At 62.8% G+C, this 26,517-nt stretch carries 29 protein-coding genes; 12 read left to right on the top strand and 17 right to left on the bottom strand.

What is annotated here, in order from left to right:
• Nucleotides 1–15 precede the first annotated feature (15 nt).
• The 3 genes from Amn_RS11090 (at nucleotide 16) to Amn_RS11080 (ending at nucleotide 3,683) form a co-directional block, all read left to right on the top strand.
• Nucleotides 16–741, top strand: a complete 726-nt coding sequence (locus Amn_RS11090) for an outer membrane protein (RefSeq protein ID WP_067963485.1) — start codon at nucleotides 16–18, stop codon at nucleotides 739–741.
• 347 nt (nucleotides 742–1,088) lie between these two features.
• On the top strand, nucleotides 1,089–1,775 hold the full coding sequence (locus tag Amn_RS11085) for a hypothetical protein (protein ID WP_286297066.1): 687 nt from the start codon (nucleotides 1,089–1,091) through the stop codon (nucleotides 1,773–1,775).
• Between the two features lie 273 nt (nucleotides 1,776–2,048).
• Complete coding sequence (locus tag Amn_RS11080) at nucleotides 2,049–3,683, top strand: inverse autotransporter beta domain-containing protein (RefSeq protein WP_286297065.1); 1,635 nt, start codon at nucleotides 2,049–2,051, stop codon at nucleotides 3,681–3,683.
• Nucleotides 3,684–3,763: 80 nt separating this feature from the next.
• Here the strand turns inward: Amn_RS11080 and Amn_RS11075 are convergent, their stop codons facing one another.
• The 6 genes from Amn_RS11075 to Amn_RS11050 form a co-directional block, all read right to left on the bottom strand.
• On the bottom strand, nucleotides 3,764–4,063 hold the full coding sequence (locus tag Amn_RS11075; protein ID WP_154385492.1) for a hypothetical protein: 300 nt from the start codon (nucleotides 4,061–4,063) through the stop codon (nucleotides 3,764–3,766).
• A 103-nt stretch (nucleotides 4,064–4,166) separates the two neighbouring features.
• Complete coding sequence (locus Amn_RS11070; protein ID WP_154385493.1) at nucleotides 4,167–4,382, bottom strand: hypothetical protein; 216 nt, start codon at nucleotides 4,380–4,382, stop codon at nucleotides 4,167–4,169.
• 52 nt (nucleotides 4,383–4,434) lie between these two features.
• Complete coding sequence (locus tag Amn_RS11065) at nucleotides 4,435–4,665, bottom strand: hypothetical protein (protein WP_182573656.1); 231 nt, start codon at nucleotides 4,663–4,665, stop codon at nucleotides 4,435–4,437.
• Nucleotides 4,662–4,793 carry a hypothetical protein gene (locus tag Amn_RS11060; protein WP_256441234.1) on the bottom strand — a complete coding sequence of 44 codons (132 nt, stop codon included), beginning with the start codon at nucleotides 4,791–4,793 and terminating at the stop codon, nucleotides 4,662–4,664. Before Amn_RS11060 ends, Amn_RS11065 begins: the two co-directional genes overlap by 4 nt.
• The gene (locus Amn_RS11055; protein WP_067963503.1) at nucleotides 4,790–4,990 is read right to left on the bottom strand and encodes a hypothetical protein; all 201 of its coding nucleotides are present in this window, start codon (nucleotides 4,988–4,990) and stop codon (nucleotides 4,790–4,792) included. Before Amn_RS11055 ends, Amn_RS11060 begins: the two co-directional genes overlap by 4 nt.
• Entirely contained in the window at nucleotides 4,978–5,682 is a 705-nt protein-coding gene (locus Amn_RS11050; RefSeq protein WP_286297064.1) for a glycoside hydrolase family 108 protein, read from the bottom strand. The genes Amn_RS11055 and Amn_RS11050 overlap by 13 nt, the downstream gene beginning before the upstream one ends.
• A gap of 249 nt (nucleotides 5,683–5,931) precedes the next feature.
• Between Amn_RS11050 and Amn_RS11045 the strand changes: the two genes are divergently transcribed.
• The 6 genes from Amn_RS11045 (at nucleotide 5,932) to Amn_RS11020 (ending at nucleotide 9,796) form a co-directional block, all read left to right on the top strand.
• Entirely contained in the window at nucleotides 5,932–6,195 is a 264-nt protein-coding gene (locus Amn_RS11045) for a RodZ family helix-turn-helix domain-containing protein (protein WP_067963511.1), read from the top strand.
• Nucleotides 6,196–6,330: 135 nt separating this feature from the next.
• Nucleotides 6,331–6,537 carry a hypothetical protein gene (locus Amn_RS11040; protein WP_182573654.1) on the top strand — a complete coding sequence of 69 codons (207 nt, stop codon included), beginning with the start codon at nucleotides 6,331–6,333 and terminating at the stop codon, nucleotides 6,535–6,537.
• Between the two features lie 143 nt (nucleotides 6,538–6,680).
• On the top strand, nucleotides 6,681–6,917 hold the full coding sequence (locus tag Amn_RS11035; protein ID WP_067963513.1) for a hypothetical protein: 237 nt from the start codon (nucleotides 6,681–6,683) through the stop codon (nucleotides 6,915–6,917).
• A gap of 520 nt (nucleotides 6,918–7,437) precedes the next feature.
• On the top strand, nucleotides 7,438–8,109 hold the full coding sequence (locus tag Amn_RS11030; RefSeq protein ID WP_286297063.1) for a hypothetical protein: 672 nt from the start codon (nucleotides 7,438–7,440) through the stop codon (nucleotides 8,107–8,109).
• A 266-nt stretch (nucleotides 8,110–8,375) separates the two neighbouring features.
• Nucleotides 8,376–9,035, top strand: a complete 660-nt coding sequence (locus Amn_RS11025) for an FkbM family methyltransferase (RefSeq protein WP_286297061.1) — start codon at nucleotides 8,376–8,378, stop codon at nucleotides 9,033–9,035.
• 50 nt (nucleotides 9,036–9,085) lie between these two features.
• Nucleotides 9,086–9,796 carry a glycosyltransferase family 25 protein gene (locus Amn_RS11020; protein WP_286297058.1) on the top strand — a complete coding sequence of 237 codons (711 nt, stop codon included), beginning with the start codon at nucleotides 9,086–9,088 and terminating at the stop codon, nucleotides 9,794–9,796.
• A 55-nt stretch (nucleotides 9,797–9,851) separates the two neighbouring features.
• On the opposite strand, the gene Amn_RS11015 is transcribed toward Amn_RS11020, so the two are convergent.
• The gene (locus Amn_RS11015) at nucleotides 9,852–10,214 is read right to left on the bottom strand and encodes a hypothetical protein (protein ID WP_286297056.1); all 363 of its coding nucleotides are present in this window, start codon (nucleotides 10,212–10,214) and stop codon (nucleotides 9,852–9,854) included.
• 84 nt (nucleotides 10,215–10,298) lie between these two features.
• Between Amn_RS11015 and Amn_RS32610 the strand changes: the two genes are divergently transcribed.
• The 3 genes from Amn_RS32610 to Amn_RS11000 all read left to right on the top strand — a co-directional run bounded on the left by Amn_RS32610 (nucleotide 10,299) and on the right by Amn_RS11000 (nucleotide 12,915).
• On the top strand, nucleotides 10,299–10,667 hold the full coding sequence (locus tag Amn_RS32610) for a DapH/DapD/GlmU-related protein (protein ID WP_353622434.1): 369 nt from the start codon (nucleotides 10,299–10,301) through the stop codon (nucleotides 10,665–10,667).
• A gap of 505 nt (nucleotides 10,668–11,172) precedes the next feature.
• Entirely contained in the window at nucleotides 11,173–11,313 is a 141-nt protein-coding gene (locus Amn_RS11005; protein WP_154385499.1) for a hypothetical protein, read from the top strand.
• Between the two features lie 60 nt (nucleotides 11,314–11,373).
• Nucleotides 11,374–12,915: a hypothetical protein gene (locus Amn_RS11000; RefSeq protein ID WP_286297050.1), complete on the top strand. Its 1,542-nt coding sequence runs from the start codon at nucleotides 11,374–11,376 to the stop codon at nucleotides 12,913–12,915.
• A gap of 190 nt (nucleotides 12,916–13,105) precedes the next feature.
• On the opposite strand, the gene Amn_RS10995 is transcribed toward Amn_RS11000, so the two are convergent.
• The 10 genes from Amn_RS10995 to Amn_RS10950 all read right to left on the bottom strand — a co-directional run bounded on the left by Amn_RS10995 (nucleotide 13,106) and on the right by Amn_RS10950 (nucleotide 26,237).
• Entirely contained in the window at nucleotides 13,106–16,147 is a 3,042-nt protein-coding gene (locus Amn_RS10995; RefSeq protein WP_286297049.1) for a nucleotidyltransferase family protein, read from the bottom strand.
• Nucleotides 16,148–16,156: 9 nt separating this feature from the next.
• Nucleotides 16,157–17,698: a hypothetical protein gene (locus tag Amn_RS10990; RefSeq protein WP_286297048.1), complete on the bottom strand. Its 1,542-nt coding sequence runs from the start codon at nucleotides 17,696–17,698 to the stop codon at nucleotides 16,157–16,159.
• Complete coding sequence (locus Amn_RS10985; protein WP_286297046.1) at nucleotides 17,685–20,345, bottom strand: phage tail tip lysozyme; 2,661 nt, start codon at nucleotides 20,343–20,345, stop codon at nucleotides 17,685–17,687. The genes Amn_RS10990 and Amn_RS10985 overlap by 14 nt, the downstream gene beginning before the upstream one ends.
• Before the next feature lie 7 nt (nucleotides 20,346–20,352).
• Nucleotides 20,353–20,886 (bottom strand): hypothetical protein, encoded by a 534-nt coding sequence (locus Amn_RS10980; RefSeq protein ID WP_286297044.1) that lies wholly within the window; start codon nucleotides 20,884–20,886, stop codon nucleotides 20,353–20,355.
• Nucleotides 20,874–21,239, bottom strand: a complete 366-nt coding sequence (locus Amn_RS10975; protein ID WP_286297042.1) for a hypothetical protein — start codon at nucleotides 21,237–21,239, stop codon at nucleotides 20,874–20,876. The genes Amn_RS10980 and Amn_RS10975 overlap by 13 nt, the downstream gene beginning before the upstream one ends.
• Nucleotides 21,232–23,904, bottom strand: coding sequence for a phage tail protein (locus tag Amn_RS10970; protein ID WP_286297040.1), 2,673 nt, complete (start codon nucleotides 23,902–23,904; stop codon nucleotides 21,232–21,234). Before Amn_RS10970 ends, Amn_RS10975 begins: the two co-directional genes overlap by 8 nt.
• Nucleotides 23,904–24,569, bottom strand: coding sequence for a phage connector family protein (locus Amn_RS10965; RefSeq protein ID WP_286297039.1), 666 nt, complete (start codon nucleotides 24,567–24,569; stop codon nucleotides 23,904–23,906). Before Amn_RS10965 ends, Amn_RS10970 begins: the two co-directional genes overlap by 1 nt.
• Nucleotides 24,570–24,576: 7 nt before the next feature.
• Nucleotides 24,577–25,011 (bottom strand): hypothetical protein, encoded by a 435-nt coding sequence (locus tag Amn_RS10960; protein ID WP_286297037.1) that lies wholly within the window; start codon nucleotides 25,009–25,011, stop codon nucleotides 24,577–24,579.
• Between the two features lie 71 nt (nucleotides 25,012–25,082).
• The gene (locus Amn_RS10955) at nucleotides 25,083–25,391 is read right to left on the bottom strand and encodes a hypothetical protein (protein WP_182573642.1); all 309 of its coding nucleotides are present in this window, start codon (nucleotides 25,389–25,391) and stop codon (nucleotides 25,083–25,085) included.
• Between the two features lie 12 nt (nucleotides 25,392–25,403).
• Complete coding sequence (locus Amn_RS10950) at nucleotides 25,404–26,237, bottom strand: phage capsid protein (RefSeq protein ID WP_192317311.1); 834 nt, start codon at nucleotides 26,235–26,237, stop codon at nucleotides 25,404–25,406.
• Between the last annotated feature and the right edge of the window lie 280 nt (nucleotides 26,238–26,517).

Genomic DNA, 26,517 nt, shown 5'->3' with positions numbered 1-26,517 from the left:
AAAACAGGGAAAGCCATGACCACGACAAGATTCATCCGCCAGGCGTCAGTTCTGATGCTGCTGACGGGCTCGCTGCCTTTTGCCGCCTGCCTGCCGGCCAGGGCCGCCGACGCGGCCTCCGCGCCAGGGTTTGTCTGGGCCGGCGGCTATGCCGGCGTCCATCTCGGTTATGGCGGGGCCCGAACCACCGTCACCGAACTGGACGACTATTCCTTCTCGAATTTCGGCGACACCGAATTCAGATTCGATTCGGACGGTTTCCTCGGCGGCGTCCACGCCGGCTACAACTGGCAATCCGGCCGATGGGTCTATGGCGTCGAGCTTGATGTCACCGGGACCGACATCGACGCCACCGTCGCCAACTCGATGATCCCGGGCTCCAATGAGAGCTTCTCGACCCGCATCGACTGGTTCGGCACGGCCCGCGCCCGCCTGGGCTATTCGGTCGACCGCTTCCTGCCCTTCGTCACCGGCGGCCTCGCCTTCGGCCACGTCAGGAGCAGCTATGACGACAACGATTTCAGCCCAGGCAACCACGCCGTCGCCGACGATGTCGTCGCCGGCTGGACCATAGGCGCCGGCGCACAATATGCGCTTTCCGACAACTGGTCGCTGCGCGCCGAATATCTTTATGTCGACCTCCAGGACAACAGGGGATCGTTCGGATCTGGCGACGCCTACCGCTACGATTTCGACACCAACCTCCATGTCGTGCGGCTCGGCGCGAGCTACGGCTTCTAGGTCGTGACAGCCGTGCCGTTGCCCGCCTCGCGCAGATGCATCGAGGCGGGGCCACCCCAAAACCCGCTCCATCGAGCTACGCCATCCAGCTGACTGTCGGCCGGCCGCTGCCTCAAGTAATATCAAGCATTGGCAAGGTGGGGTTGATCGCCGGCGCAACGCCTTACATCGACGAATGAGTGTTGCGTCGGCTGCCCCGCCAACCCATGCTACGCAACGAACGGCCCGACCTGGCGACGTCCAGGCGGGCCGTACTTGTTTGCGCTGGCGACTTTGCGCTCTCGACAAAAGCCCCGCGCCTTTCGGCAGCGGGGCAGGATGGGAGAGGTTCACGCACAGAGCATAACATGAGTCGCGCCGGCCTCGATGCGCTGCTCTCCCGCCACAAGCCCCTTGCCTGCCTGCCGCCAGCAGCTATGCTTTTTATCATTCGGGATGGCCATTCCGGAGGGCGGCAGGGGGCTCCGAATGTTCGCATGTGCAACGATCCGCGCGGCGGCGAAGAAGCCATGACGGCTCCGGCCGACATCAGCGATCCGGGACGGCGGCGACCGCATCTGCACAGCGCGATTGCGGGGGCAGTCCTGCTCGTCCTGCCTTATCAGGCCGCGCAGGCATTTGAATTCCCGATCGATTCTGACGGATACGGCCAGCACCTGCGCGAGCTCTGCCTGATCAAGGCAAGGGTCGCAATGCCGGGCACAAGCTTTTCGGCTTCGCACCGCTTCTGCAGCCTGTACTTCGCAATACCCATGCCGTTGGCCGCATCCTGCTCCGAGGCGCTGGAACCCTGCACAAGGCGCTTCCTGAGTGACTACTTCAATGTGCGCCTGTCGAGGCCGATCGACAATCTGACGCGCTGCGACGACAGGGGATGCGCGGTCTACTACAATTTTCGCGACGCGGAGAACCTGTACGAATCCGCGACGGAATGCGGTTTCGACATCGGCGGCATCGCCCGGGCCGACAAACAGGGGAGGTTTTTCTCCCTGGTGTCGGTTTCCATCAACAGGAACTGCCTGAGAGACGGATAGTCTCGCGGCCTGCATGAACGAAAACGAAAAAAGGCCCCGCTGCTTTGCGGCAGCGGGGCTCCTGGGAGGTCAGTGGCGCCAGCATAACATGTTTCCGGTGTCGGGAGCAGATCTGTGGTGCCGTTCGCCAGCTTCGCCGAACCGCACCCGATTTAAGGCGACCAAAGACCCGCTCTACGGCGAGCACTGCCGAAATACGGCATGTGACGTATTTTTTCCGAAGCGTCCTCTGGGTAGACGGCCGACTTGGGAAACGTCTGCCGGGAGCTACCAGTGGGGGACTTGCATCGAACGAATGGGGGCATCTGGCTGGTACTGGCGACAGGTGCCTGGCTTTTTGCAATGCCCTTTGCCCTCGCCTCGGACTTCGCAACGAAATGGGGCGCGCATCTGGAGATTGAAGGTCGAGTGAGCTCGGCCCGTACGCTGGGCGATGCCGCATTGTTCGCGCCGCTGTGGCAGAATGACACCTCGCTTTTGTTCGCCGACGTCCGAGCGCGTTTCGACGACAACTCCAATCGCGAAGGTAATTTTGGCGTCGGTCTTCGCCACATGCTCGACAAGGGCTGGAACATTGGTGGGTACGGCTACTTCGACGTTCGCCGGTCGGTTCACGACAACACGTTTCGACAGCTGACCCTCGGCATCGAGGCACTCAATGCCGACTTCGAGCTGCGCCTCAATGGTTACCTGCCGATCGGGCAGCGCACCCGCGACACAGGCCAAGCCGCCACCGCATCGATTTTCGGTACCAACATCTGGATTCAGGGCACGGAAGAGCATGCCCTCGCCGGCTTCGATGGCGAGATAGGCTGGCGTCTGCCCATTCTTGACCCGAGCGACGCCACCCAAATCCGCGCCTATGCCGGTGGCTTCTATTTCGACAGCGACAAGGTCGACGAGGCTATAGCAGGCCCGCGCGGCCGCCTCGAGGCCAGCTTCGACGGCCTGTCGGATCTCATCGGTATGGCCGAAGGTACCAGATTGACGGTCGGCGCCGAGCTGCATCACGACAATGTCAGAGGCACCGAAGCGTCGGCCATTGCCCGCCTTCGCATCCCCCTTGGTCCAGCCGGCAGAAGCGGTCACCTGACCGCCCAGGAATCGCGGATGACCGAACGAGTGGTTCGGGACCTCGATGTCGTCACCCAGGTGACAGGTGGACCAGCAGAGCTGGCTACGCAAACGGCGGACGGTCGCTCGCTTTCGGTGATCAGCAGCAGCACGACGACTGGCGCAGATCTTGCCGGCGCAGTGGCCGGCGCAGGCGCCAACAGCCATGTCATTTTGTCCGGCACATTCGACACCAATGCCCCGGTTCGACTTCAGACCGGCCAGACGTTGATGGGCGCCGGCGCCACGATCGTCAGCAGCGCTTCGGGCCGAAGCGCCACGTTGTACACCCAGGCAGCTACCATCAACTCGGCAATTTCAGGCAATCAGGCTGCGGTGGAGATGGCGGACTACAGCACATTTTCCGGAATGGTTGTTCACCGCCAAAATCCGGGAAGCTTTGGCAATCCTATCGCAATAGTCGCCAGAAACGTAAATCATGCAACAATTACCAACAACGCGGTGAGCACGACATCGGCGGGCCACACTGCTTTTGGTATCAGCGCTCGATGGTCTAACAATGTGACCATAGCCGACAACATCGTCGCCGTTGAGCACTACACCGATGGCAACGTTACTGGTGTTCAAATGTTCATGTCGAGCGGGACTGTCCGTGGCAACTCCATCGACGCTCGCGCATCTGACGTCGTCAACACGCGCGCCGTGCACATCTATGAGGCAAACATCTTCACCGGCTCGACAGGCAATACGATCGTCAACGGCAGATGCGACGCTGCGGCTCCAGGCTTCGGTGTCGCCGTTGAATTCACCAATGCCCCGGCCTGCGGGCCATGAGCACCCGCGCCAGCTTGCACAGAAAAAACTCGCCGCCTCCAGGCAGCGGGGCTCAAGGAACGTCGGCTTTCGGTCCATGATCAGGGCAGCTTGAAGCCACCGCCCATCATGAAGGCGACGATGGCGAGGATGATGCCGCTGATGACCAGCTTGGCGATCCAGTTGAGCGTGCCGCTGACACCGTCGATCTTGGCGTCGAGCGTCGAAAACCGCATGTCCATGTGCTTGAACTGTTCGTCCTTGCGTGCCTCGGCGATATCGCTCTGGCGCTGCCGGGCTTCGAGTGCCGCCAGGCGCTGGTCGCGGCTGGCGCCCTGATGCTCGAGCGCCACCAGCCGGGACCGCAGGTCGCCGTCGATTTCCGTGTTCCGTTCGTTCATGTCGGTGCCCCCCGCCGCCAGCCGGCCACCGCCAGCCAGCCGATCGACAGACCGAAGCCGATCAGCAGCACGTCGTTGATGGTGAGAAGCGTGGCCTGGATGATCATCTCGACCTCGGGCAGAGCTGTTCGCGCAGCTTGAGGGCGGCCAGGTGGCGCGCTGCCTCGGCTTCGTTCATGGCGTCATAGACCTGTTGCCGATAGCGGAGGTCTGGACCCAGGCAGATGCTGCCGCGCGCGGCGGTGCAGGCGGCAGCGCCCGTCAGCACGACGATCAGAAGCAGGATGCGGGTGATCAGGTCGAGCAGCCGGCGCTTCATTGTCGTGTCCTCATTGCCATTTCCTCATGGTCGTGTGGTTCTGGCCGCGCCCTCATTGTCGTGTCCTTCTGGCGAGCTCGGCGCGCAGCTGGCCGGGAGACATGACGCCAATGTCCGACTGCACCTCGCAGGCGATGTCCCTCGCCTTCTGCTCGGCCCTGGCCTGCCGGTCGCGCTCACGGCGGGCGCCGCGGCTGTTGCCTTTGAGGAAAGCGACCAGTGCGGCCAAAAGGCCGCCCATGACCGCCAGAAGCGTCGGGTTGGAGAGCAGGAAGCCGGTCATGAGCCGCCCCTTCCCCAGCGCTGCCGCGTGGCATGCATTGCGAGCAGGATGACGACGGCAACGGCCAGCCCCAGGACAGAGCCCATGACAGTCAGCGCCTCGCCTGATGGGACGGCGCGATCGGTCATTTCGTCCACCCGAAGCGGCGCGCGCCCCAGTACCAGCCCTCGGCGACCATCGAGGCGACGAGGCCAAGACCGGTGCCCAGCCATTCGACAAGCTGCGGATCGGCGATGAGCGCCTGCTGTTCCTCGGGCAGGATCAGGCCGAGCGCCAGCAGGGGAAGCGAGACATAACGCAGCAGGATGCGGATTATCGGTGCCATGGTCGGTGTCCTCTGATGAACCAGGCGGCGATCGCCCTGGTGATGAGTTGCAGGAATGAAGCCAGGCCGCTCCCGCGCCCGGCGGGATGAGGCGCGGGTCTGGTGGGGGCTGTCGGTTGCTTGTCGTCCACTGGGTGCCCCACCGGCGCGGGTGACGGCGACGCGTGTTCAGGCGCGTGGGGCGCGGCCAGCTTCAGCGCCGCCGACCGAACGGCGGAGACACGGGCCGTCCAGCCCTTGCCGAATGTCGGCCAGGTGGCGAGGCCGCGCAGGAAGGCCATGCGCCTGTCGCACAGGTCGTTGATGATGGTGGCGCGCATCATGGCGCTGACAGCGTTCAGCGTCGCCGGGCCGATCCGGCCGTCCTGGACGGCACCGACGACGCCTTGCAGATATCTGGCCGCCCTGCCCGGCCCGCTGTTCACGGCGAAGTCGAAGACGGCATGATCGACGCCGTCGGGCAGCTCGGCGCCATGCACGGCGTCCCAGTAGAAACGCCGGTAGACGGTGGCCAGCTGCGCGTCGGTGATCCCGCGCAGATCGTCCTTGGTTGCATCCGCCTTCACGTAGCGGCGGAAATTCGCCAGCGTCACCCCCTTCATGGTGGCGCCGCCAGGATCGGCCGGATGATCCGACCAGCCGCCTTCATGCTTCAGGACGAGCGTTAGCGCCCGCGCGAAATTGCGGTCCATGAAAAATTCCTTCGGTTGGGGTTGGTTTGAGCAGCCAGCAGGCGCGGTGACGCGACGTCGCGTTCGTCCGACGATCTGACATCGGCGGAATGGCTTGATCACTTCGGGGTCAGGCACCATATTGCGATTGCGCCTCTCACCGTTTCGGGAGTGACGCTTTCGGTTGCCGGCTTTTCCGGCATGCCATCTCAATCAGCGCTGACGCATTTCAAACAACCGCCAGCGCTGTACTCAAAATTTGGAGGCTAAATGTCTATTGCAACGCCCTTCGCGCTGCCGGCGCAAGTTCTGTCAGCAATTGCAAATGGAACGCCCGCCATCCAGGCTTACCGCCAATATTTGGGCTATTCGATCGGCGCCGTCGCTGTAACAAGCGGGCTTACGGTTGATGAAGTCGAAAGCATCGAGGCCGGACATCGCTTCGAAAAGGGATACCGGGACCGCATTGCGCGAGCCCTCGGCCTTCCGGATGGCATTTTCGACCAAATGTCGGACGTCTCGGACGCCGCGTAGTCCTGATGGGCCCCGCAGCAGTGAGCGGGGCCATCCCTCTTCCTCCACCGGGGGTGGCCCGGCGCCAGACTGCCCCGCACTGGCATGGAACGGTCAGCCGTCCAAGGAGTTAAGCAATCTTCTTGGGAGGCGAATATGACGGCCGATCTGAAGTCGTCCCGCAGCGACAATGACCTTGAAAGACGCGCTCTATATCTCCGTGGCTCAGGGGGCTCACGCGTCGAGCACATGGCACCTGTCGACCATCTGAGCGACGTTCCAGGACCGCAATGGACTGACCTGTTCTACATCGCCGTGGCGTTCGGTGCGGCTAGCGGCATCTTCTGGCTGGCCGGCTACTAGCTAGCGGCCATGGCATCCGGATCACGGTGCGATCAGCCCCCCTCACGTTTCAGGACGAGCGCCGGTGTAGATTGCGGCCACTGGTGATTTCCTTTGATGATGAAGTCGTTCAATCTGCCAGCATCAACGGGAGGGAGGGCTGAATGAAGTGGGTGATCCTCATCGCCGGCGTGTTCCTGTTCTTCAACGGAATGTTCACGCGAACCTACAGCTTTGACAACGAAAGCCCGGCCAGACATTGCTACCAGATGGATTACATCGGCCTCTATGGATGTTTCGGCAGTCCGATGATGCCGGCGCTGATCGCCTGGGGTGCAAGCCTGATCGGGGCCGGCCTGATTGCCTGGTCGGTATTTCGCGGCAGGCACAAGTCGGCCTGACTGCTCCGGCCACAGTTGAATGCGCACGCCAGGCCAGATGCCGGAGCACGTGGCAGGCAATGCGCATGCATGGCGCCGAGGTGATCTTGCCGGCCGCAACGCAGGAGCGCGCCGACCGCTTGTGCGGATAGATCGAGCTCGATCTCTAACGCCACCAGATATGGGTGATCGCCTCCGGCTTCACGGAGCAGCGGAACGTCGACAGCGTCACCCCTTCATGGTGGCGCTGCCAGGAGCGGCCGGATGATCCAACCGGGCCCCCTCATGTTCCAGGACGAGCGCAAGCGCCCGCGCGACGTTGCGGTCCATGGTGGTTCCTCGGATCGTGGGCGTCATCCGCTCAGGAGTTGTGGGGAGAGTTCGTGGCATCTATCTACAGAGCCAGCAACCGGGGCCGCGCCAAAGCATGCATGACAGTTACGGGTTCATCGCTTACGGGGAGGATGAGCTTTACCACAGAGGGGCACTATTCAGCGCCCTTCGGCTCCTTCACTACGATCCTGCCGCAAAGATCAGAATCTTGACCGACAAGCGCTCTGCCTTTGATGGTTACCCAGTGGAGACGATTGAGCTTTCAGAAGCTCAAAAGACCGAAATGTCGTTCGGCAATCGATACCATTTCGGCATCAAGGCCGCTGGCATAATGGAGCTTCTGAAAGGCTGTGACCGGCTGTTCTTCATGGACACCGACATGTACCCCGTTGCAAACGTCTCCCGCGTGTTTGATCGGATCTCGCCGACACACTCGGTCATGAGGATGTGCGAAGGTCGCCCGCGCATGGATTACCCAACTCTGGCAGGTAGGGGGATTGCTGTGGGGGATCAGGTCCTGACCGGAGCAGAGCCTATGTGGAACAGCGGCCTTCTTGGTGTCCACACATCGAACCTGGCCGCGCTAGAGACTGCCTACTCAGCGATTGAGCAGGTTAGCCGCGTACTCCGCTCTCACACTCCGGAACAATTCTGCATAGGCGTGGCGCTGGCGCAGGAGGGGCGAACTGTCAGCCCGCACGGGTTGCCGATCCGGAACTACAGCACGAGTGGGAAAAAGAGGTTTGCTCGAAGGCGCATAGAGGATTTTGTAGTCACCAAGAGCCATTTGGCCATTGCCGAGCAAGTCAACGCCGCTGCCGCGTTGAGATTGTGGCGGACACCGTTTGACCTCTTGAAAAAGCAGTTTTCCGGCCAGTAGCGCCCGGTCAACGCTAAGAGCCATTCTTTCCGAACGCGCTCGTACCGACAGCTCGCAACCGTATTTCGCCGGCCCTCACGGTAGGGGCGCGGCCGAAAATCCGACTAGCCTCCCTCATGTTTGAAAACGAGCGCAAGCGCCCGCTCGAGGTTTGGTCCATGTGAAGGTCCTTGATTTGCACCGCAGGAATCAGGCGTCGGCCCCAATTGCCAACCTAGAGTATTAGAGATAACAACCTGACGGGCTTAACTTGGGGTTGTTACGGGATGCTCAGCGAAAGCTATCCGGAATTCATTTTACGTTGGCATCTGTATCGGCGATGGAAGCGGCCACCGAACCCAACGCGCAAGGCGGAACTCACCTTCTACAAGGTCATGAAGTCTTTGCCGCGTGGCGGACTGTTCGTCGATCTCGGCGCCAATGTCGGGGATGTGACCAACCGTGCACTTGCGTACGGGATGCGGGTCATCGCATTCGAGCCTGATCCGGTCGCCAGGCAGGTTCTCGTCGAGCGATTTGGCCGTAACGACCGGGTCACAATCATCCCGAAGGCGGTAGGTGCTTCGGCGCGGACTGCCGTTTTTTATCAGCGGCCCGATATCGCCAATGTTGGCAAGACGCAGTCGTCGTCCCTGCTCGAGACCCATGAGCATCTCAGTGGCAGCAAGATCGAGGTAGAGGTTGTTGACCTCGTGCAGTTCCTCCGGGATCTTCGCGAGCCCGTTTCGGTCGTCAAGATGGACATCGAAGGTGCTGAGGTCGAGTGTTTGGAAGCGCTGTTCGAGTCGGGTATCTATCGCAGCATTGGCGCGATGCTGGTCGAAACACATGACCGCCTTTTCCCGCAACTGACACAGCGCCTGGACCGAATTCGAAACCGGATCGCAGCAGAGCGCCTATCTCATGTTTCCCTGGACTGGGGATGATGCGGTGCTACGTCATCAATCTTGATCGAGACACTACGCGTCTAGCATGGATGACGGATGCGTTCCGAAAGGTCGGGCTTAGCTTTGATCGCTATCCCGCCATCAACAAAGATCAGCTATCTGATGAAACAGTCAGTCACGCGTCCGGGAGTGCCGGCTGGTCGCGAGGCGAGATCGCCTGCTTCTTGAGTCACGTCGAGCTATGGAAGCAGATTGCCGTAGGTGCCGAACCTTATGCTGCCATCTTTGAAGACGACGTGCATCTCTCCCCAGATGCCACCGTATTTCTGGCCGACACATCGTGGATTCCGCTGGGAGTGGATCTAATCAAACTCGAGACTACGCTCAATCCCGTTCGCGTCGGCGGACGGCAATTCGAGTTCGCAGGCCACGCCTTGGTCAAGTTGCAAAGCTTCCACAACGGATCGGCTGGCTACATCCTTTCTCGAAGGCACGCCGCTTTGTTGGCCGCTTCCGCTGATAAGGTCGACCGACCGGTTGACGACTTCATATTTGATTTACACAAAGGCGCCTGCTGGCAGTTGGCGCCCGCCATCTGCATACAAGACATGTTTCTCCCTGGCAGTAACATGATTGCAAGCACCTTGGAGCAAGGGCGCCAAGACGCTAGAGGTCTGAAACGATTGAAGCCTCGCCAATCCTTAATGCAGAAGGTTCGACGAGAAGCAAAGCGCCTGATTTTAAAAGCGACTCGCCCTCGCTATACAGTCATCCCAATTGCGAACATTGGTGGCAGCTAGCGTCCCTCAAACACGCGAGACGGGCGCGCGCAAGGCCGCGTAGAACTTTCTACGGTCAATCAAAATTACTCATAAGTGCCCGGCGATACAGGTTGAACGTGACCTTGATCATGTGGCCGAGATTGGCGTGTTGGCAAACCGATTGCCTGGTAGCATATGGTAGCGGCGTGGTGCCCATGCGGCCCAGATCGGCGCGATTGCCAAGACCAGCAGGTTGAAGGCGCGGGAAATCGATGCGAAGAGCAAACAGCGAAAATACGTCGCGACGCTTACAAAAGAGCATGGCGGGATGGGACTGTTCAAGGGACTGCGGATTAAGCTCGGGCTGCGAAAGCCGCTCTGGCCTTGGCCAGGCATCAAGATTGGCCGATGCACCTACGGTGTGAGGGAAGCCAATGTATTCGGGTACGAGAAGCACAACGGGGAAGTTATTGGCTATCCGGGGAGCGATTATCTGCTGTCCGTCGGGTCTTATTGCTCAGTGGCCGAGGGCGTCATCTTCATGTGCCGGTCGAACCACCGAACCGAATGGGTATCGAGCTTTCCCCTTGATCGTCACTACGCCAAGTCTGACCGCATGCTGACTGAATATTGGGGGAAAGGGCCGACTACCATTGGCCATGATGTATGGATCGGTGCACGCGCTATTATTATGTCTGGCGTCACGATTGGAAACGGCGCTGTGATAGCCGCAGGAAGCATTGGTGGCAGCGGCACTGTTGTTGGCCGTCGGCGTCATCAGATAGAGCCTGTCGGCCTGAAACCCCACCGGCTGGCTGACCACGACGGCATTGCCGGTGCCGCCCGTCACCGTAAGCTTGTCCACGGCGGCGCGGCCGAACAGCCTGCCATAGCTGATCGGCACCCATGACGCCCCGGTCGCGTCCCACTCCTTGAGCACGGCCGGATCGACATTCTTGTCGAGCCAGAGCTTGTCGGTTGCCGGTGCGACGATGCCGTCGACCATGTTGCTGAACACGCCGGCCGCGCGAAGCGCCGACAGAACCAGCTCGGACACCCTGACATATTTCCCGGTCTCGCTGGTCAGCGTGGTTCCGGTGAGGAACAGGCCCCAATGCAGCGAATTGTCGAATTCCGTCGCCATATCTTGTCCTCAAGGCAATGCGGCTCGCCGCGGCGAGCGGTTCAGAGTGGGTGATGCGGAGAGACAGGCCGATGCTTTTTGCGCCTGGCGCGAACCACGCGCCGTCAGATCGATCGACGTCTGGAACGATTGTTGCCATCAGAAGTCAGGGCACCGGCGCAGAAGCAGCGCAGGTCGAGACGATCTGCGCTAATCTTGTTCGTCGCGGGCAGAACCGGCATGAAACCGCTGGCGCGAGCGAGCTCGGACCGCAGCGACCCTAGGGGCACCAATGCTTGTTCGTTTGTTTGACCGATGGTCGGAATGGCCGGCCTGGGCGCGATGGACATCCGGCATCGGCGACATCGTGCCGCTCGGTTCTGTCCGTGCGGCATGGGGCGAGCGCGATTTCGTGGCCGAGAGCCGGCCTTGAAAGGGGCGGCAATTTCAGGTTGAATACACGTTATACGCGAAAATAAGCGAAGCTTGGACGATGGGCCTGTTTATCGATCTGTTGATTGACCCTGCACGGATTGCCTTCATGGCATTTCTGTTGGCGACCGCTCTCGAACTCAAGAGCAGGATTGCGGTCGGATTGACGATCACTCTCGGGGCGATCGTGTTTGCAGTCCTGATGCCCTTGGTCAGGCCGACCGAGGCTCCCGGCATAGCGTTGGGCCTGATCGCCAACCTTTTCCTGCTGGCGATCTTCTACCGTTTTCATACCCTGGTGTTGCGCCGCCTCAACCCAGGGTCAAACCGACCTTCGACTGGGCTTCTCATGGGACTGTTCGATCTGCTTCGCAGCAGAAAAGCCCGCAGGGAGCAAGCACTCCTCGCGGAGGCGCGCGCCAGAGGCCAAAACCTCGCCATGCTGCGCTCGGCCATCTCCACGATCGGCGGCGAGATGATAGCCGCCGGGTCCGATACCCAGCTTGCGCCGCGCTCGGCAGCGCTTCTCGTAAGCCACATCATTACACCCCGCTCGGTCGTCGACAGCGACGTGCGCTTGCTCGCGGGTCTGTTCGCCATGGTGGCCGCGAGACATTTCTCGTCCAAGATCGGCACGAATTTCGAGTATGCCAGCACGCACGCGGTGCTCGAAGTGATCGGCCTCCGCAATCGGGATGAGCTCGCCACCATCATCGAAAATTACAACAAGCCGTGTGTGACCAATGCCGATCCGGTCGCGATGGTCGGGTATTCCGTTGGCGTCTGGATGGCCTGTCCAACGCAGGAAAATCTGGGTTTCCTCAGGGGCCTGTTTTCCCTGCTCTTCGGGTGGATGGCCAAAGAACGAGGTTCGGCGCCGCAGCAGCCATCGCCTGCGTTGCAGGCCGGCGCAATCCCGGAAGCCGGAAGTGCACCTCCTCCAGACACGAAACCCTATAGGCGCGGCGCCCGATTGGTGGATTGGGACGGCTGTCCGGCGATCTTCGGTGAAGCTGGAGCATTCGCCATGCTCAAGCCAAACTCCCTCTGGGTGCCGGTGGACTTCGTAGATGTCCAGTGGTCCGGTGACATACTCCCCGAAGAGATCTGGCGCAAACGCTTCAAGCGCTTCGGCGAACTCGACCCGCCGATGTTCGACCAGGTTTTGCCCCGAGCGCAGGAACCGACCGGCCGGCCGGCTGCGGAGCCTTCTGCCTCGGCGCCGCCATCGCCTGCGCTCCCGGCCGGCGCAGCCGGGGAATCCGCAAGTGCTGCATCACCGGACACGGAACCCTACAAGCGCCGCACCCTTTTGGTAGATTGGGACCGCCGTCCTGCGATCATCGGTGAACGCGGAGCATTCGCCATGCTCAGCCCCAACTCCTTTTGGGTAGAAGTGGACTTCGTCGATGTCTGGTGGAACGCTGACGTGCTCCCCGAAGAGATCTGGCGCGCACGCTTCAAGAGCTTCGGCGAACTGGACCCGCCGATGATCGACCAGCTGTCGCCACCCGGACCGCTGGATCCGATCGTCGGGCCGCCTGATCCAGACCGGCGCAGCCCCGGAATTCAGATATGGTACCCCAAACCCGAAACGCCATAGCGGCCCTCCAATTCGTGAGCATCGCCTGTTGTAAGGCCGCCGGACGTGTCCCCGTCCGGTAGAGAGCTGGCGGGCGGGAATCGGGCACAGCGGCACCCTCTTTTTCCCTCGACAGTGTCCTTCCACAGTCCAGCCCCGACATATGTCGAGATGAGTTGCAGCCAGTTGCCGTCCCCTGAAAAGCGCCGCCCTATGCGGCCAGGGAGGTGAGCTCAGGTTCGACACCTCTGAAATCGTCCGGCAACCCGAAGCCACCCTCTATGATCCAGCGCCAATAGGGCAGCGTCAGGAACGGCGCCATCCTGGAGCGGCGGTCAACATCACCAGACAACATAGCGAGATCACCTGATGAGGCGTGAGCGGGAATGCCGAGCAACCGCGCCGCATCTGTCCCAAGCCGGAATGACGGGCCGAGCCGAGAGCCGTAGGCGTCCCGATCGGCGACGCGCGCGGCGGGCCGGCGCGCCTCGGCTGTCGGATCGGGCAATTGCCCGCCTGCCGAGGCCAATGCATGGAAGCCGGGGCCGCCCAGCTTTTCCCAGGCGTTGTTGATCTCCATGCCGACCGACATGATGCCGGAGCGGTCCAGCCCTGCGGCAATCCATGTTTCGGAATCCTCCGCAAGCTCGCTGCCCGATTCCATGGCCTCGAGCCAGTAGACCAGCATGCCCAGAGCAGACATGCCCAGCGTGCCCGAGACGAACGAGCCCGGACCGTCTTGCAGGCCGTGCATCGATGCACGCTGATTGGCGGCCAGCGCGAAGCTCGTGAATTGTTGCAAGGCCCTGCCCTCCGGCGTGTGAGCAAACAGCGGCACATCCGCCAAGCTCTCGGTGACCACCGTGGTGTCGACGTCCTTGTTGACGGCGGCAGTGAAGGCGCGGCGCGCTTCGTCATCGGTCCAGCGCCCGATCAGCGGAATGTGGACAGTCTCTTCGATCTGTCCGAACAGTGAGTACTGGGCCGCAATTCTTAAGGCCATATCCTCGTCGATACCGACGAATTCCATGTATTTGCGGTCGGCCGCAGAAAGGCCCGCATAGCCCCGGATTCCCGGCTGTGTTACACTTTTTCCAAACAAGGAATCCGATATGCGCCCCACCAATTTAGTGAATTGGGATAACCGCCCAGCAGTCATCGGTGAAGCCGGAGCATTCGCCATGCTCAAGCCCAACTCCCCTTGGGTTCCGGTGGACTTCATGGATGTCTGGGAAACCGCCGACGTGCTCTCCGAAGAGGCCTGGCGCGAACGCTTCAAGAGCTTCGGCGAACTGAACCCGCCGATGTTCTCGCTCGACCAGGTCTCGCCTGCAGCAGCCCGCGCCGCCGAATAGAGCTTCTCGGCCTCCTTCTCCAGCTTGAGGAATTCCTCGGACGTGGGATCAAGATCTCGCGCGAGATTGTACAGCTCTTCCCCGCGTCCGAACTTCGCGTCACGCAGGTTCGATTCCCATAGCTGGACCTCACCCACCGTTCCATCGTCAAAGCGCAGGATGACCTTGCGGTCGAAGTAGCCGTTGGTCTTTTTCTTCCAGCCTTCGTCCAGAACGTCGTATCGCTCCGCCAGCTTCGCAACCACTTCGTCGGCCCGGGCAGGTGTCTCGACCACGAAACCGGCCCGGACCACATCCGTCAGGTGGGACGCGTCGTCATATCCCTTGCGCGCAATCTTGACTGCCGCTTTCTCCTTGTCCTTGAATCCAGAATTTACGAAGGTCGAGCCGGTTGCCTCGGCGACTTCGCTTCCCGCGGCGACGAGTTCGGCCTGCCGTTTGCCGACCACCGCATAGAGCTCATCAAGCGATACAGTCGGCTGCTCAAAGAAATCGCCAATGACCAGCTCTCGGGCCGGCAGGGAAGCGCCATCGCTCGCCGCCAGCACATTCTTCAGGATGCGGTTCTGGACCAGCGCTGAAGAAACGTGCGTGTTCACGTCGGTCAGGAACGGCAGCAGCGTCATTCTGGAGAAGGTGGTGCCCATGTTGTCGATCAGTTGCTCGAAGGGCGGAATCATCGCATGAGGATCGGTCAGCCCGGCCATGGCGGCGATACGCGAGCGCAACAGGTGTTTCACCACCGTGTAAAGGCGCCTGGCATCGGCGGCCGCGAACTTGATCGCGCCGAGATTGGTGACCAGCGGTGCGATACCTTCGTTCATATACCGGCCCAGCCCGTGGACCATCGCCGGCCGCACGGCATCTCCCAGCGACGAAACCAGCATGCCGGCGAGCCGACCCATGACCTCGAACAGCCCCGCCGTCCGCAAGACGCGGGCGAAGTCGGTGTGCCGGCTGTCGAGCCCGGACTGCCCGCGCAGAAGATCGCGCATGGCGGTGACGTCCGCGATGTCGCTGCTTTCCCGGCGGGTCAGGTCCTGGAGTGCCTTGGCCTTGGCTGCTTCGTCCATGTCGGATGCCTGCACCTGTTCACGCAGTTGCCGGTAATCGTCTTCCAGCCGGCTCAGCTGGCTCTGAAGCGTCGGCTTGCCCGGCCCGCCAAGGCGCCTGTCCAGGCGTGCCAGTTGGACGTCGGCCGCAACGACGCGGGCAAAGCGCCGGCCGATCAATTCGACATCGTGTTCAAGAAACTCCTCGATGCGATCCAAATCGATGTCGAAGGGGCGTCCCGCCAGCAGCCCGTGTCTCGACATCACGATGTCATAGAACGGCATGTCCTGGTTTGCCCGACTGGTGACCTGGGAAAAGATGTCGTCGACAACGCCGTTCACATAGTCCGCCCGCTCCCCCGGCGACCGAAACCGGTGGCTATTCGGCTCGGCCTCCGGCGCCAACTGGTCGAGCGCGTCGGGTTTCACGCCCTTGATGCGGGCGGGCTTGCCCATCTTGTCAGCCTCGCGCTCGAGGCGCGCAAGCTGTTGGTCAACCCACTGCCTCACAATGGTCTTGAAGCGGACTTCGCCGGCTTTCAGCCGCGGGGCGTTGCCGAAGCGGGCCAGAAACAAAATAGCGCCCTGGTCGCTCACGCCAACCGGCAGCAGCCCTGCCTTGATTGCCAGCTGCTTCAGCGGATAAAACACCGCCTTGCGCCAGGCAACGCCGGCTTTGTGCACCGCCTTGTTGTCGCTTTTATCTCCCTCACGCATGGCCTTGCCGACGGCGATTTTGAACTCTTCCCAGCCCATGTTGAAGCCGCGGGCCTTGCGCGCTTCGTCATAGATGGAGCGCATTCTGGTCAGGGCCTTGGCGACCCCGGCGCGCCCCCAGAATTTCACTTCACTTTCCTAGGCAATTTCACCCTCGCCGCGCGCAGTGTTGTAGAAATGGGAGCCGGTATCGACCAGGTCGGCCATGAGCGAGCGATGAACGGCAGACGGACTGTCCAGGGCGCGCCGCAGCGGCCCGAGATGATCGCTGGCCGGGCCAGCCGTCCCGGCCTCTGCGGTGTTGTCGGCATCTTTGATGTTGCCGTCCGCAGCGACACCCGCGCTCTGTGCTTCGGCAATGCCCGCCCTGAAGTCAGCCGGCGCCGCGCCGTTGGTGTCGGCCTCGGCCAAGACACTGTCGACCGTGGCCAGCGGCTTTTCGCCCACAGCGTTGTCGACGTCTTTGATGTTTCCGTCTTCAGCAATGCCCATGACCTGTTCTTCGGCAAGGCCCGCCCTGACTTCAGCCGGAGCCGCGCCGCTGTCGTCGGCCCCGGCCAATACACGGTCGACCGTGGCCAGCGGCTTGGCGCGCGCAGCATTGTCGACGTCTTTGATGTTGCCGTCCGCTGCAGCTTCCGCGAGCTGTTCTTCGGCGACGCCCGCCCTGAAGTCGGCCGGCACAGCCCCGCTGCCGTCGGCCTCCGCCAAAACACGGTCGACAGTGGCGAGCAGCTTTTCGCCCGCAGCGTCGTCGCCGCCTTTAATGTTGCCGTTCGCAGCAGTGCCCGCGACCTGTTTTTCGGCGACGCCGGGCCTGAATTCAGCCGGCACAGCCCCACTGTCGTCGGCCGCGGCCAAAACACTGTCGACAGTGACCAGCGGCTCGGCGCGCGCGGCGTTGTCGGAGTCTTTGATACCGCCGTTCGCAGCAGTGCCCGCGACCTGTTCTTCAGCAATGCCAGCCCTGAGTTCAGCCGGCACAGCCCCGCTGTCGTCGGCCTCGAACAAAACACGGTCGACAGTGGCCAGGGCCGCCTTGCGTTGAGATGCCGAAAACAATGCGCCGACACCCCCACCAAGGAGCGCGCCGAGAACCGCACCGCCACCGATGGCAAGCACGCTCTCTTCGAGAGGCCGCGTCTGCTGTGTTGCCTGCAGCGCCGTTTCGGACACGGTGGCCCCGAGCGCACCGGCAAAGCCGGTCGAGAGCGCCGTACGGGCGATGGTTGCACCGGTCGTTGCGCCACGCACCAGAGCCCCGCCCGGGAGGAGCGATGGCCAGTCGAACGCTTGAGCGCCGAATTGTGCAATTGTCGCAGTCCACCCGCCAGCTTCGAGAATGCGGTCGTCTTCCCGCTCCATGTCGATCTGGCTTTTCATGGCTGCGTGCGCGCGCCAGTTGCGCAGCGTGGTGAAGCGCTCCCAATGCGGTTCGTAAGCCGTGCCGCGAATGTCATTCCAGGCAGCTTCGCCTGTATAGCTCGCTTCGGGCGTCGTCCGATCGATGCCGGCCAGCTTGTTGTTGGCTGCCGAGCCGAACGTATTGCCATCTCGCCACGCTGCCCCGATCACCGTCGCCGTGTCGGGATCAAACTCCGGCTCGTCCATCTGCGTGTAGTCGAGCGCGCGGAAGGCGCCCAGCACAGGACGCTCATCGGGATACTCAATCTGCGGCATCGTCGCTCCACATGGCGTCGTTCATCGCATGGCCGAAGGTGACTGGCAGTTTCTCGGGATCGAAGGTTGGCTTTGCCGGAGTCTCAAGCGGTCGCTTTCGGATTGTTTCGGACTGGGATCGGCCAAGCTCGCGGGCAGCTTCGGCCGCGCGTGCCTTCATCCAGTCGGGGCCGACGGTTGCCTCGAGCGCACGCATCGCTGCAGCATCGCCGGCGCGTGTCGCATCACTCGCAGCATCCTGGCGCGCGCGCTCGGCCATGGAGAGCTTGCCGAGCTTGTCGCTGTATCGCTTGAAGGTCGCAGCATCGACACCCCATGGCGGGCCGAAGACCTCACTGAACTGCGTCTGGCCGCCTGACGTGTATTGATAGAACAGGCGATAGCGTGGGGGGCGTTTTGCCTCGATGTCGGCACGCGTCTTGTCGGACGCCAGGATCGCGACGTTCTCGACCTTCCGGCCGAGCTTGGCGGCGTAGTCGCTGGCGGTCTTCATGGCATCTTCGCGCAGATAGTCGAGGCTGCCGCCGATCGCCGGATAGTGCAACTCGGGCGGCATCCGCATCAGATTCGGAGAGCCCGAAACGTTGCTGACGTTCCAACGGCGCTTGAGGTCGGTGAGCGCCGCGGCCTTCGCCGCAGCGGCATCGCCGCCATATTCGTAGAACTTTTCTTCGGCGATCTCGCGATATTCGGCCAGCAGACCGTTGGGCTGTTGCGGGACGATGCCGGCGCCGGGCGCCGAAGACAACCAGCCCGGGTCAAAGGAGCTCGTCACATCAGAGACGCTCAGATACTTGATGAACCTGGCCGCCTTGGTCTTCAGCACTTCGCGATTGGCCATCATCAACGGATTGGACGCGGCGAGAATGCGGGTTGCTGCTTCTTCGCCGCTGAGGCCGAGATCAACGACCATGTGGCGGAAGACGCCGAGCTTTTCGCGCGCCTGTGCACCACCTTCGAAGGCGCCGAACGAAACGGGCGCAAGAGGTTCGAGCGTGTCGGCCTTCGACATGGCCGCCGCGAAAGTCGCCGGATCGGTCGACGCCACACCCTTGCGAATATCAGCCTGCACGCTCTTCGGGATGTAGCCGGTGCGCGCGACAAACTCTGATGTGATTGCATTCTGCTGGACGGCATCTTCGGCTGCGGCAAAGAGCTTGTCATAGGTCTTGTCGGCAATGCTGGTCTGGTCGCTGTCGAAGCTGTCGACGTCGACCTTGCCGCCGGCCAGGGCGCCGATCATCGCATTGACGCCGCCGCTTTCCTGCTGCGCGACGCGGAGGGTCGTCACGAGGTCGGCCTTGTCGCTGCTTTCGAGCGTCGCGTCGGCCAGGATCACGCTTTCCCGAACCGTGTCCGGCTCGGTGGCAATCAGGTCATTATAGCGCTGCTTCGTCGTTGCGCGCTGCCGCGTGACCTGCTGGCTGTGTTCCGTCTCGCCCCATGACGCCAATTGGTCCCGGCGGTCATACGGAATCTTGTCGAGGTCGGCGTCTTCAGCCTGCGGGTTCTCGCCTGCGATACGAAGCGCGTTGTCACGCCGCCCCGTCCAATTGTGCGCGCCCCGCGCATTGCTGGCAGACCATCCCGCCGGTCGCTCGTAACCGGTGAAGGCTGCAGCGGCGTCTTCTGCGTTCGTCGACCGCGCGAGATTTTCGCCTGCCGCACGCTCGCTCGTGCGCAACTCGTGATCAATGAAATCGATCTGGGTATCGAAGTCGTGCCAGTCAGTGCCTTGCGATGCAGCGAACGCCTTGAGCGCCTGCGCGCGCTTTCCGTTCCATTGGGCAATGCCAATGCTGTCCGAGCCGTCGCTTCCGTCGCCAGCGTTGCGGGCCTGTGTATTGAGGCTGACGCCGGACTCCGCTTGCAGGTTGCCGACGATGCCTGCCGCCTGGTGCGGCGCCCAACCCTTCGCAATCAGGCGCTGATAGGCTCGCCCGACACGCCCGCCAACCGGAGCGCGCATCTGAGATACTGCAGCGGCCGGATCCTGCTGGAACGTCCAGCGCCACTTGCTTTCGGCAGCGTCGGCTTCCCACTGCTGCCGGCGCGCCGCCTTCCACGGCTCGGGCATGTCAGTCGAATTGATCGCTTCCAGACCCGCGCGCTTGAGCTGCACAAAATCGGCGGCATTGTTCTTTATCTGCGTGCGGTAGCTGTCGAGATTCCTGTTGGTGGTGCGGTCGTAATAGGCGCCCTTGGCGTTGCGCTCGTATTCGTCAGCCTTCTCATAAAGCGAATTGCCGCGGGACAGAATGTTGTTCAGGTATCCCGTCTGCGCATCCTTGGTCAGGCCTTCGAAATTGGCCTTGGCGAAGTCGTTAGCGCGCTGCTGGTGGCCTTCCATGAACTGGCGGGTGAAGCCGATGCCGCTTTCCGAACTGTCCTCACGCGCCTTGAGGAAACGCTGTTCCTCATCGGCGAGAAACCGGGTCAGGCTGGTCGAGACAGCGTTGGAACGGTCGTTGGCGACGTCGATCTTTTCGCGCTCGGCGAGCTCGAGCAGGCTGTAGCTCGCCCGGACGACGGCCTGGCCGGCGTCAGCAAGGGCAGCCCCCACCATCGGCGTCGGCCCGGCATTGGCGATGCGGCCCGAACGCGGATCGGCGTAAGCGACGTCGCGTGCTGTGGGAATGGTCACCATGCGCTGTTCACCTGGGGGCGTTGTAGGGGAGAGAGACCGAGCTCCGGTCCTGCGTCTTCTTGTTGCTTTCGCCGAAGCGGCTGAACAAAGACGACATGCCCGAAAACAGCGAACCCGCCGCCCGGATGCGTGCCGCGCGCATGGCGCTTTCGGCGTTGTAGCCGGCGACCTTGGCGGCGTCGTTGTAGCCGCGCGCCTGCTGGTCGCCCTTGTAGATGTCGGTTTCGGCGGCGAGCCGCACCCGCTCCGACGTGTCGTCCATGATGTCGATCACAGAGGGATCGGTCATGGTGCCGCCCGAGCCGGCAATGGCCGCCTGCTGCTGCGATAGCAGGTACCTGCCTTCGCGATAGCGGGCCATGGCGTCGCGCTGGCTTGCCGCCGCAGCCTCGTCGGCCTGCTGGGCGGCAACCTTCTGTTCGTACTGGAAGCGGGCCTTCTGTTCGCGACCCTCTTGCATCGCCCCGGCCACCGACATGATCGTGCCGCCGATGCTGGCGATCGTGCCGATTGCCCCGAGCACCGGTGTCAGGAAACCCATTGCCACACCACCTTTCCGTCCAAGATTTCGTCTGTCGGCCTGAAGCCGAGCTTCAGCATCAGCGCTTCGGCGCGCGGGATCTGGGTATCGCAGGTCGCCTTGATCACGCGGGCGCCGCTTGCCTTCACCTCCGCCAGCACCTGAAGGATGTGGCGGAAGATGAAGGGCCGGCGCGCTTCCGCCGGCACCTCGAGGAAGGCCATCCACTCGCCCTCACCCGTCTCGATGACGCAGCCGAAACCGGCGAGCAGGCGACGGCGCCACAGCGCGCGGCCGATCCACCGGCTTGTTACCTGCACGCCGCCATAGAAGCGGGCGAAGTCGATGTCGTCGGCGGGCCTGATGTCAGCCATTTGTCTTGACATCCATCACCAGCGAGCCGGCGGTGAACGGATAGGGCGAGCGATGTTCGAGGCAGAGCCGGCTGTCGGTGTCCCAGTCGCTCGACACCGACATCATGTCGGCGTCGAAGCTGGTGAACAGACTGTTTGCCGCGATCGGCTTGTCGCCCTTGGTCACCGTCAGCCGGTGCAGGCTGTCGAAGGTGTTGCCGACGCGCAGGCCGTCCAGCATGGTGTAGACCAGATACATGCCGAGCTGCGACACGCGTTTCTTGCGGAACAGTGCGGTGCCGTTGGCAGCGCCATAAGCCAGCTTGGTCGACTGCCAGCGCCCGACATAAGGCAGGCCGATCACCACTGCCCGGCCGGCCGGCTGCGGCGGCAGCACCACCTGCCCCGCGGCAACGGGATAGAGGTTGTCCTGGTCATGCAGGGCCGCACCGTCGAGCCAGACGGTGACGCCCTTGCCGTTGAGATGCGGCACGGCAAATGTCGTCTGCCCCGCCGTGGTTGTGAAGCGCCTGAAACCGTCGGCCAGGCAGTTCACCTTGCCGCCGCGGCAGTCCTTCAGGTCGGCCAGCCTTTCCAGGCGTTGCGTGCCGTTGCGGAGCACGGCGAAATAGACATTGTCCTGGCCCTTGCCGCGACAGGCGATGACCTGCTTGAACGCACCGTCGGTGACGACGCGCGACCAGGCGACCACCTTCTCCGAAGGGCGATAGGTCAAGGCGCGGGCCTCGCCGTTTTCGAGGATGAACCACACCACCGTGTCGGGCTGGCGCTGCACGGCCATGCTGACGATGGGCGAGCCGCCGCAGACCTCCTCATGCATCGCCATCAGGTCCATGGCGCTGTAATCGAGCGTGCCCTGCTCGGCGATCAGCGCAAAGACCCTGAGGCCGGTGCTCTGCACGAAGATGCCGTCCTTGTCGCATTTGACCGCGCGCAGGTCGTAGCTGCCTTGCGTCGAGCCATCGACGGGAAACCAGCTCGACGCCGTCAGCGGCTCGTCGAAGCTCGACGACTTGATCGAGATCTCGGAATTGTCGGTGCCGGCGATGAGCCGCTGCAGGCCGAGCAGCCAGAGGATGCCCCTGTCGGTGCTGGCGCCGATCGAGCGGTAGATGGGCGCGCTGTCGCCCTCGACATTGTCGTTGAAGCTGTGGAAGGCATCGGGCACAGAGCCGTGCACGAAGTCGCCCTTGCCCCAGTAGAGCCGGCCGCCGAAGGCCTCGATGCCCCACGGCCAGCCGTCGAAGTCCGACCAGGTCGAAAAGTCCCATTCGAAGGTCGGGCTCAGCGAATAGAAGCGGCTCAACACTTCGACGTTGGCAACGGTGGCGCTGCCATAGGCAGTCATGCGGGCAATGCCGACCTGGCTGCCGCCGGTGTAGACCAGCGCGGTGTCGATGGTGCCGCTGGTGAAGGTGACGGCGACGAAGCGGAAGAACTTGACGACGTTGTTGTCGGGGTCGCGGTAGTTGGTCGGGCCGGTGTTGGCCGCATAGGTGCTCACCGTGCTCCAGGCGCCGGGATTGCCGCTGCCGTCATCGGTCGCGACCTCGAGGCGGACCGAACCGACCCAGGTGCCGGAGACCTGGAAGCTGAAATCGCGTGCCGCATTGACGCCGGACACGCGGATCGAGGCGCCATTCGCCGGGGCGGCGGTGAAACTCTCCTGCACGGTCTGGCCGGACTGGAACAGGCGGAACAGGCGGCCGACCATGCTCGCTTCGAACAGCGGCCGGCTCGCCGTCAGCGTGCCGTTGCCGGTGTAGACGGAGGGCGTCAGCGCCACCGTGCCGTCGGCTGACACAAAGGGGCCGTCGTCGACCTTGTAGCGCTGGATGCCCCAGCTGGTGTCGCCGCGGCGCTGGATCTCACGCTGCTGGAACTGGCGCGAGGCGAGATAAAGCACGTCGATATTCTGCTTGAGCCGGGGGGCTGCGAGATCGGCCGTCGTCCATGGCGTCGAAATGACAAGCGTTCCCGGCGCATCGATCTGGCAGCGGGCGACCAGCGCCTGGCGCGCCTTGTCGGTGTAGATCTCGAGATGGATGCTTGTGCTGTTGGGCGTGAAGGCGATCGAATGGTCGCCGTCGTCGAGGATCGACAGCGGCAGGATGTCGCTGGCGCCTGCGGACGAGCCGATATGCACCCAGACCGGGCCGCGGACGATTTCGACACGCAGGCCGTGTTCCTTGCCCTGGTCGCCGGCTGCCACCGATATCGTCTGGCGCGCCGCCGCCCTGCCCTGGGTGGTGCCGGTCAGCACCAGATTGCCGCCCGCGACATTTGCCGAGGCGCCGACGGCGCTGGCATTGGTCCAGCCGGTGAAGGAATTGAAGTCGCCATTGGTAATCGTGGTCGAGACGGCGACGCGCGAGACGAAGGCATTGTCCTTCAAAACCCGCATCTCGTTGTTCGACAGGATCGGCACCAGCATCGAGGCATTCGAGCCGGCGAAAGAATATTCGAGCAGCCGGACATCACCGAGATCGATGTCGGCAATGTGCTCGAGGCCGGGCCGCAGCGTCATCGAGCCGACGACACGCGGCAAGATGTTCGAGCTCAGCGCCGAGGCGAACTGCATGCGCTCGAGGTCGAGGCGCGACAGCGCTTCCTCGCCGATCTCGCCGCCATTGACCGAATAGACCGGGGCTGAAACGCGCGGCATCAGACCTCCCCCTCGCCAAAGCTGATCTGGCCGCCGACGAGGGTTGCGCCGCCGTCATGACGGCCGCCGACACCACTGCTGCGCCGGGCGCGCAGCCAGCTGCCCGGCTCTATCAGCTTGTTGTTTTCGTTGCGGGCATCGATGTTCTTGGCCTGCACCAGGGCACGCTCCATGCGCTGGCGCAGCTTTTCTTCCAGCGTATCGCCCGAGGTCAGCTTGCCGCAGGTGTCGAAGGCGAGCTTGAGGGCGACATAACGCCAGAACATCGTCGGCCAGGTCATGACCTTGTCGTCGGCGGCGTTCGCATCGCTGATGAAGCGCAGATAAAGCGCGGGCGTCTGGGCATGCAGCCGGCCGCCCTCGTCGACATAGTCATGGAAGGCCGCGAAATCGGGCCGGTCCGAGACGGCCACCGTGCGCAGCCAGTTCTGGGGGTAGTCGAAGGCATGGGCCCAGCCCAGGGCCGGCGTCACGGCGCCGTTGGGCGACAAGGCGGCGGAGGCCTTGGCAAAGTTCCAGTCGCCTGAATTGAAGGCTTCCTCGACCGCACCGTCCCAGGCGTTGGCGAAGACATAGGTGGCTTCGACATCGTCGGTCAGGGCTGTGATCGTCGCCTTCTCCAGGTGAACCAGCGCCTGCTTCCAGATCTCGAGCTTTGTCGCCATGGCATTGTCAGCCCTTCATCTGCTGGACATACCGGTCGGCTGCTTTTTCAGCCGCGTCCCTGGTGTCGAAACCGGTCTGGATGACGTTGCCGCCATGCAGGAAACGCCATTTGTGGTGCGGGCCGCCGAAGCTGACCTCGGCCGGGCTGACCTCGGTGGCGGTCGCCCTGGGGGCGCTGTCCTCGTCGAACAGCCTGATGACGCGGATAACCGCCGTGGTCTTGGTGACGGCGAGCACACGCAGCGTGCAGTCGAGGCCGAAATCATCCGAAACGATGTCGATGGTCATGCCGCGCCGGAACACCGTGAGGTGGTTGGCAAAGAATTCGGGGTGGGTGACGTCGGCGAGCGTGGTGTCCGACGGCACTGTCGCTGCATAACGGCCGATGGCGTAGTCGGCCTGGGCGAAGCGATGCCCGGCAAGCTTGGTGACTTCAGTCATTTTTTCACCTGGGATCAAAGGGAAATGAAAGGGAAAGGGAGGCCCGCAGGCCTCCCCCAAGTCGCTTCGAGTCAATCGGTGTCGGTCGCGGTGATGGCGAGGCCGTCGGTCAGGTCGATGCCGCGACCGTCGCTGCCGGTCTTCTCGTCGATCACCCAGCAATGGTGGATCGCCGTCACCGGGCCGGCCAGCGTGGTCGTGCGCGTGCGCACGATGACGATGTCACCCTGGCGGGCGCCCTTGGCGTGGCCGTCGCTGACATAGTTGGAGGTATTGACCGTCGCGATGGCGTCGACCGAATCCAGCAGCCACGTCTTCATGGTGCTGGCGCCGGAAAGACCATCGGTCAGGAGTTTGAAGCCGTTCGTTTCATAAGCCATTTCCAAGCCTCCTCAGGAGAACGCAGCGGTGTCGTCGGTGACGACCTTGATGACGCCGGCCTGCTGCAGGATGGTGCTGCCGTCGTAGATCGTGGCACGGTCGTAGGAGTAGTCGTCCTCGCCGTTGAAGCCGGCATCGACCTTCACGTCGCCGGCGATGGCGTGACCCACGGCCGGCTTGGCGAAGATGAAGTTGGACGCGGTCGCCGTGCCCATGCCCGGCAGGCCGGTGTGCATGATGTGCTTGGCGCCGAGCCAGAGCTTCGGCCGGTCGAGCGTCAGGCCGACGAGCGGCTTGGCGTCGATATAGTCGGCCGACTTGAACTCCTGGAAGGTGAGCAGGCGGGCCCAGGCTTTCGGCGTCCACAGGCAGGTGATCTCGTTGCCGGCCATGACGTCGAGCTCGAACAGGTCGGACAAGGCGTCGACCGTCTTGCCGTAGGTCAGGGTCTGGGCCGCACCGCCGGCATAGGCGTTGGTGGCGGTCGACAGCGCCTCGATGATGGTCATGTCGATTTCGCGCGAGGCGGTCAGCGCACTGGCGTTCTGCATCGCTTCACGCAGGTTGGCAGCCGCGGTGAACACGTCGAAGCCGGGACGGGTTTCCTTGGTGTGCTTTTCTTCCAGCGTGATCGTCGGCTGGCTGTCGGTGCGGTTGCGCGACGGGATGAGACCGTTCGTGCCGCGCCTGGTCATGCGCCCGGCAGCGCCCTGGAGCGCGAACGAGGCGGTCAGGCCGCTGATCATGAGTTCCTTGGTGACGCAGTCCTTGAGGTAGGTTTCGCCGCGCTGAAAGGCGACGACCCACTCATCCCGGTACTGGGTTTTCGTGATGGCATAAGGCATCTCGAATTTCCTTTATTGATGATTGGAGGGGTTCTTCCAGCCGTGATCGGGGTGCAGCAGGCAGGGCTTTCGCGGGATGCCGTGCCGGGAGCACGGGGCCGCTACTCACCCCGTCGCGGGGCGTCACATCAGCTTTTCTTGTTGGAGCGTTTTGCGGGGCCGTTGCCGGGGTGCCGCGGAAGCAATTCCAGGAAAAGTGCGAAGCGCATTTCCGTCCGGAATTGCTTAATCAGAGAGAGAGAGAGAGAGAGCGCAAGTCCATCAGGAGCGCAATTCCTGT

This window comes from Aminobacter sp. Y103A, from assembly GCF_030294925.1.
Taxonomy (GTDB): domain Bacteria; phylum Pseudomonadota; class Alphaproteobacteria; order Rhizobiales; family Rhizobiaceae; genus Aminobacter; species Aminobacter ciceronei.
Note: the sequence above shows the minus strand (reverse complement) of the source record. Positions and strands in the feature narration are given on the sequence as shown.

Excerpts from the sequence above, each read along its gene's own strand:
- Amn_RS11090 (WP_067963485.1), top strand. The coding sequence starts at position 16 with ATGACCACGACAAGATTCATCCGCCAGGCGTCAGTTCTGATGCTGCTG.
- Amn_RS11085 (WP_286297066.1), top strand. The coding sequence starts at position 1,089 with ATGAGTCGCGCCGGCCTCGATGCGCTGCTCTCCCGCCACAAGCCCCTT.
- Amn_RS11075 (WP_154385492.1), bottom strand. The coding sequence starts at position 4,063 with ATGAACGAACGGAACACGGAAATCGACGGCGACCTGCGGTCCCGGCTG.
- Amn_RS11070 (WP_154385493.1), bottom strand. The coding sequence starts at position 4,382 with ATGAAGCGCCGGCTGCTCGACCTGATCACCCGCATCCTGCTTCTGATC.
- Amn_RS11065 (WP_182573656.1), bottom strand. The coding sequence starts at position 4,665 with ATGACCGGCTTCCTGCTCTCCAACCCGACGCTTCTGGCGGTCATGGGC.
- Amn_RS11060 (WP_256441234.1), bottom strand. The coding sequence starts at position 4,793 with ATGACCGATCGCGCCGTCCCATCAGGCGAGGCGCTGACTGTCATGGGC.
- Amn_RS11055 (WP_067963503.1), bottom strand. The coding sequence starts at position 4,990 with ATGGCACCGATAATCCGCATCCTGCTGCGTTATGTCTCGCTTCCCCTG.
- Amn_RS11050 (WP_286297064.1), bottom strand. The coding sequence starts at position 5,682 with ATGGACCGCAATTTCGCGCGGGCGCTAACGCTCGTCCTGAAGCATGAA.
- Amn_RS11045 (WP_067963511.1), top strand. The coding sequence starts at position 5,932 with ATGTCTATTGCAACGCCCTTCGCGCTGCCGGCGCAAGTTCTGTCAGCA.
- Amn_RS11040 (WP_182573654.1), top strand. The coding sequence starts at position 6,331 with ATGACGGCCGATCTGAAGTCGTCCCGCAGCGACAATGACCTTGAAAGA.
- Amn_RS11035 (WP_067963513.1), top strand. The coding sequence starts at position 6,681 with ATGAAGTGGGTGATCCTCATCGCCGGCGTGTTCCTGTTCTTCAACGGA.
- Amn_RS11025 (WP_286297061.1), top strand. The coding sequence starts at position 8,376 with ATGCTCAGCGAAAGCTATCCGGAATTCATTTTACGTTGGCATCTGTAT.
- Amn_RS11020 (WP_286297058.1), top strand. The coding sequence starts at position 9,086 with ATGACGGATGCGTTCCGAAAGGTCGGGCTTAGCTTTGATCGCTATCCC.
- Amn_RS32610 (WP_353622434.1), top strand. The coding sequence starts at position 10,299 with ATGTGCCGGTCGAACCACCGAACCGAATGGGTATCGAGCTTTCCCCTT.
- Amn_RS11005 (WP_154385499.1), top strand. The coding sequence starts at position 11,173 with ATGCTTGTTCGTTTGTTTGACCGATGGTCGGAATGGCCGGCCTGGGCG.
- Amn_RS11000 (WP_286297050.1), top strand. The coding sequence starts at position 11,374 with ATGGGCCTGTTTATCGATCTGTTGATTGACCCTGCACGGATTGCCTTC.
- Amn_RS10990 (WP_286297048.1), bottom strand. The coding sequence starts at position 17,698 with ATGCCGCAGATTGAGTATCCCGATGAGCGTCCTGTGCTGGGCGCCTTC.
- Amn_RS10985 (WP_286297046.1), bottom strand. The coding sequence starts at position 20,345 with ATGGTGACCATTCCCACAGCACGCGACGTCGCTTACGCCGATCCGCGT.
- Amn_RS10980 (WP_286297044.1), bottom strand. The coding sequence starts at position 20,886 with ATGGGTTTCCTGACACCGGTGCTCGGGGCAATCGGCACGATCGCCAGC.
- Amn_RS10975 (WP_286297042.1), bottom strand. The coding sequence starts at position 21,239 with ATGGCTGACATCAGGCCCGCCGACGACATCGACTTCGCCCGCTTCTAT.
- Amn_RS10970 (WP_286297040.1), bottom strand. The coding sequence starts at position 23,904 with ATGCCGCGCGTTTCAGCCCCGGTCTATTCGGTCAATGGCGGCGAGATC.
- Amn_RS10965 (WP_286297039.1), bottom strand. The coding sequence starts at position 24,569 with ATGGCGACAAAGCTCGAGATCTGGAAGCAGGCGCTGGTTCACCTGGAG.
- Amn_RS10960 (WP_286297037.1), bottom strand. The coding sequence starts at position 25,011 with ATGACTGAAGTCACCAAGCTTGCCGGGCATCGCTTCGCCCAGGCCGAC.
- Amn_RS10955 (WP_182573642.1), bottom strand. The coding sequence starts at position 25,391 with ATGGCTTATGAAACGAACGGCTTCAAACTCCTGACCGATGGTCTTTCC.
- Amn_RS10950 (WP_192317311.1), bottom strand. The coding sequence starts at position 26,237 with ATGCCTTATGCCATCACGAAAACCCAGTACCGGGATGAGTGGGTCGTC.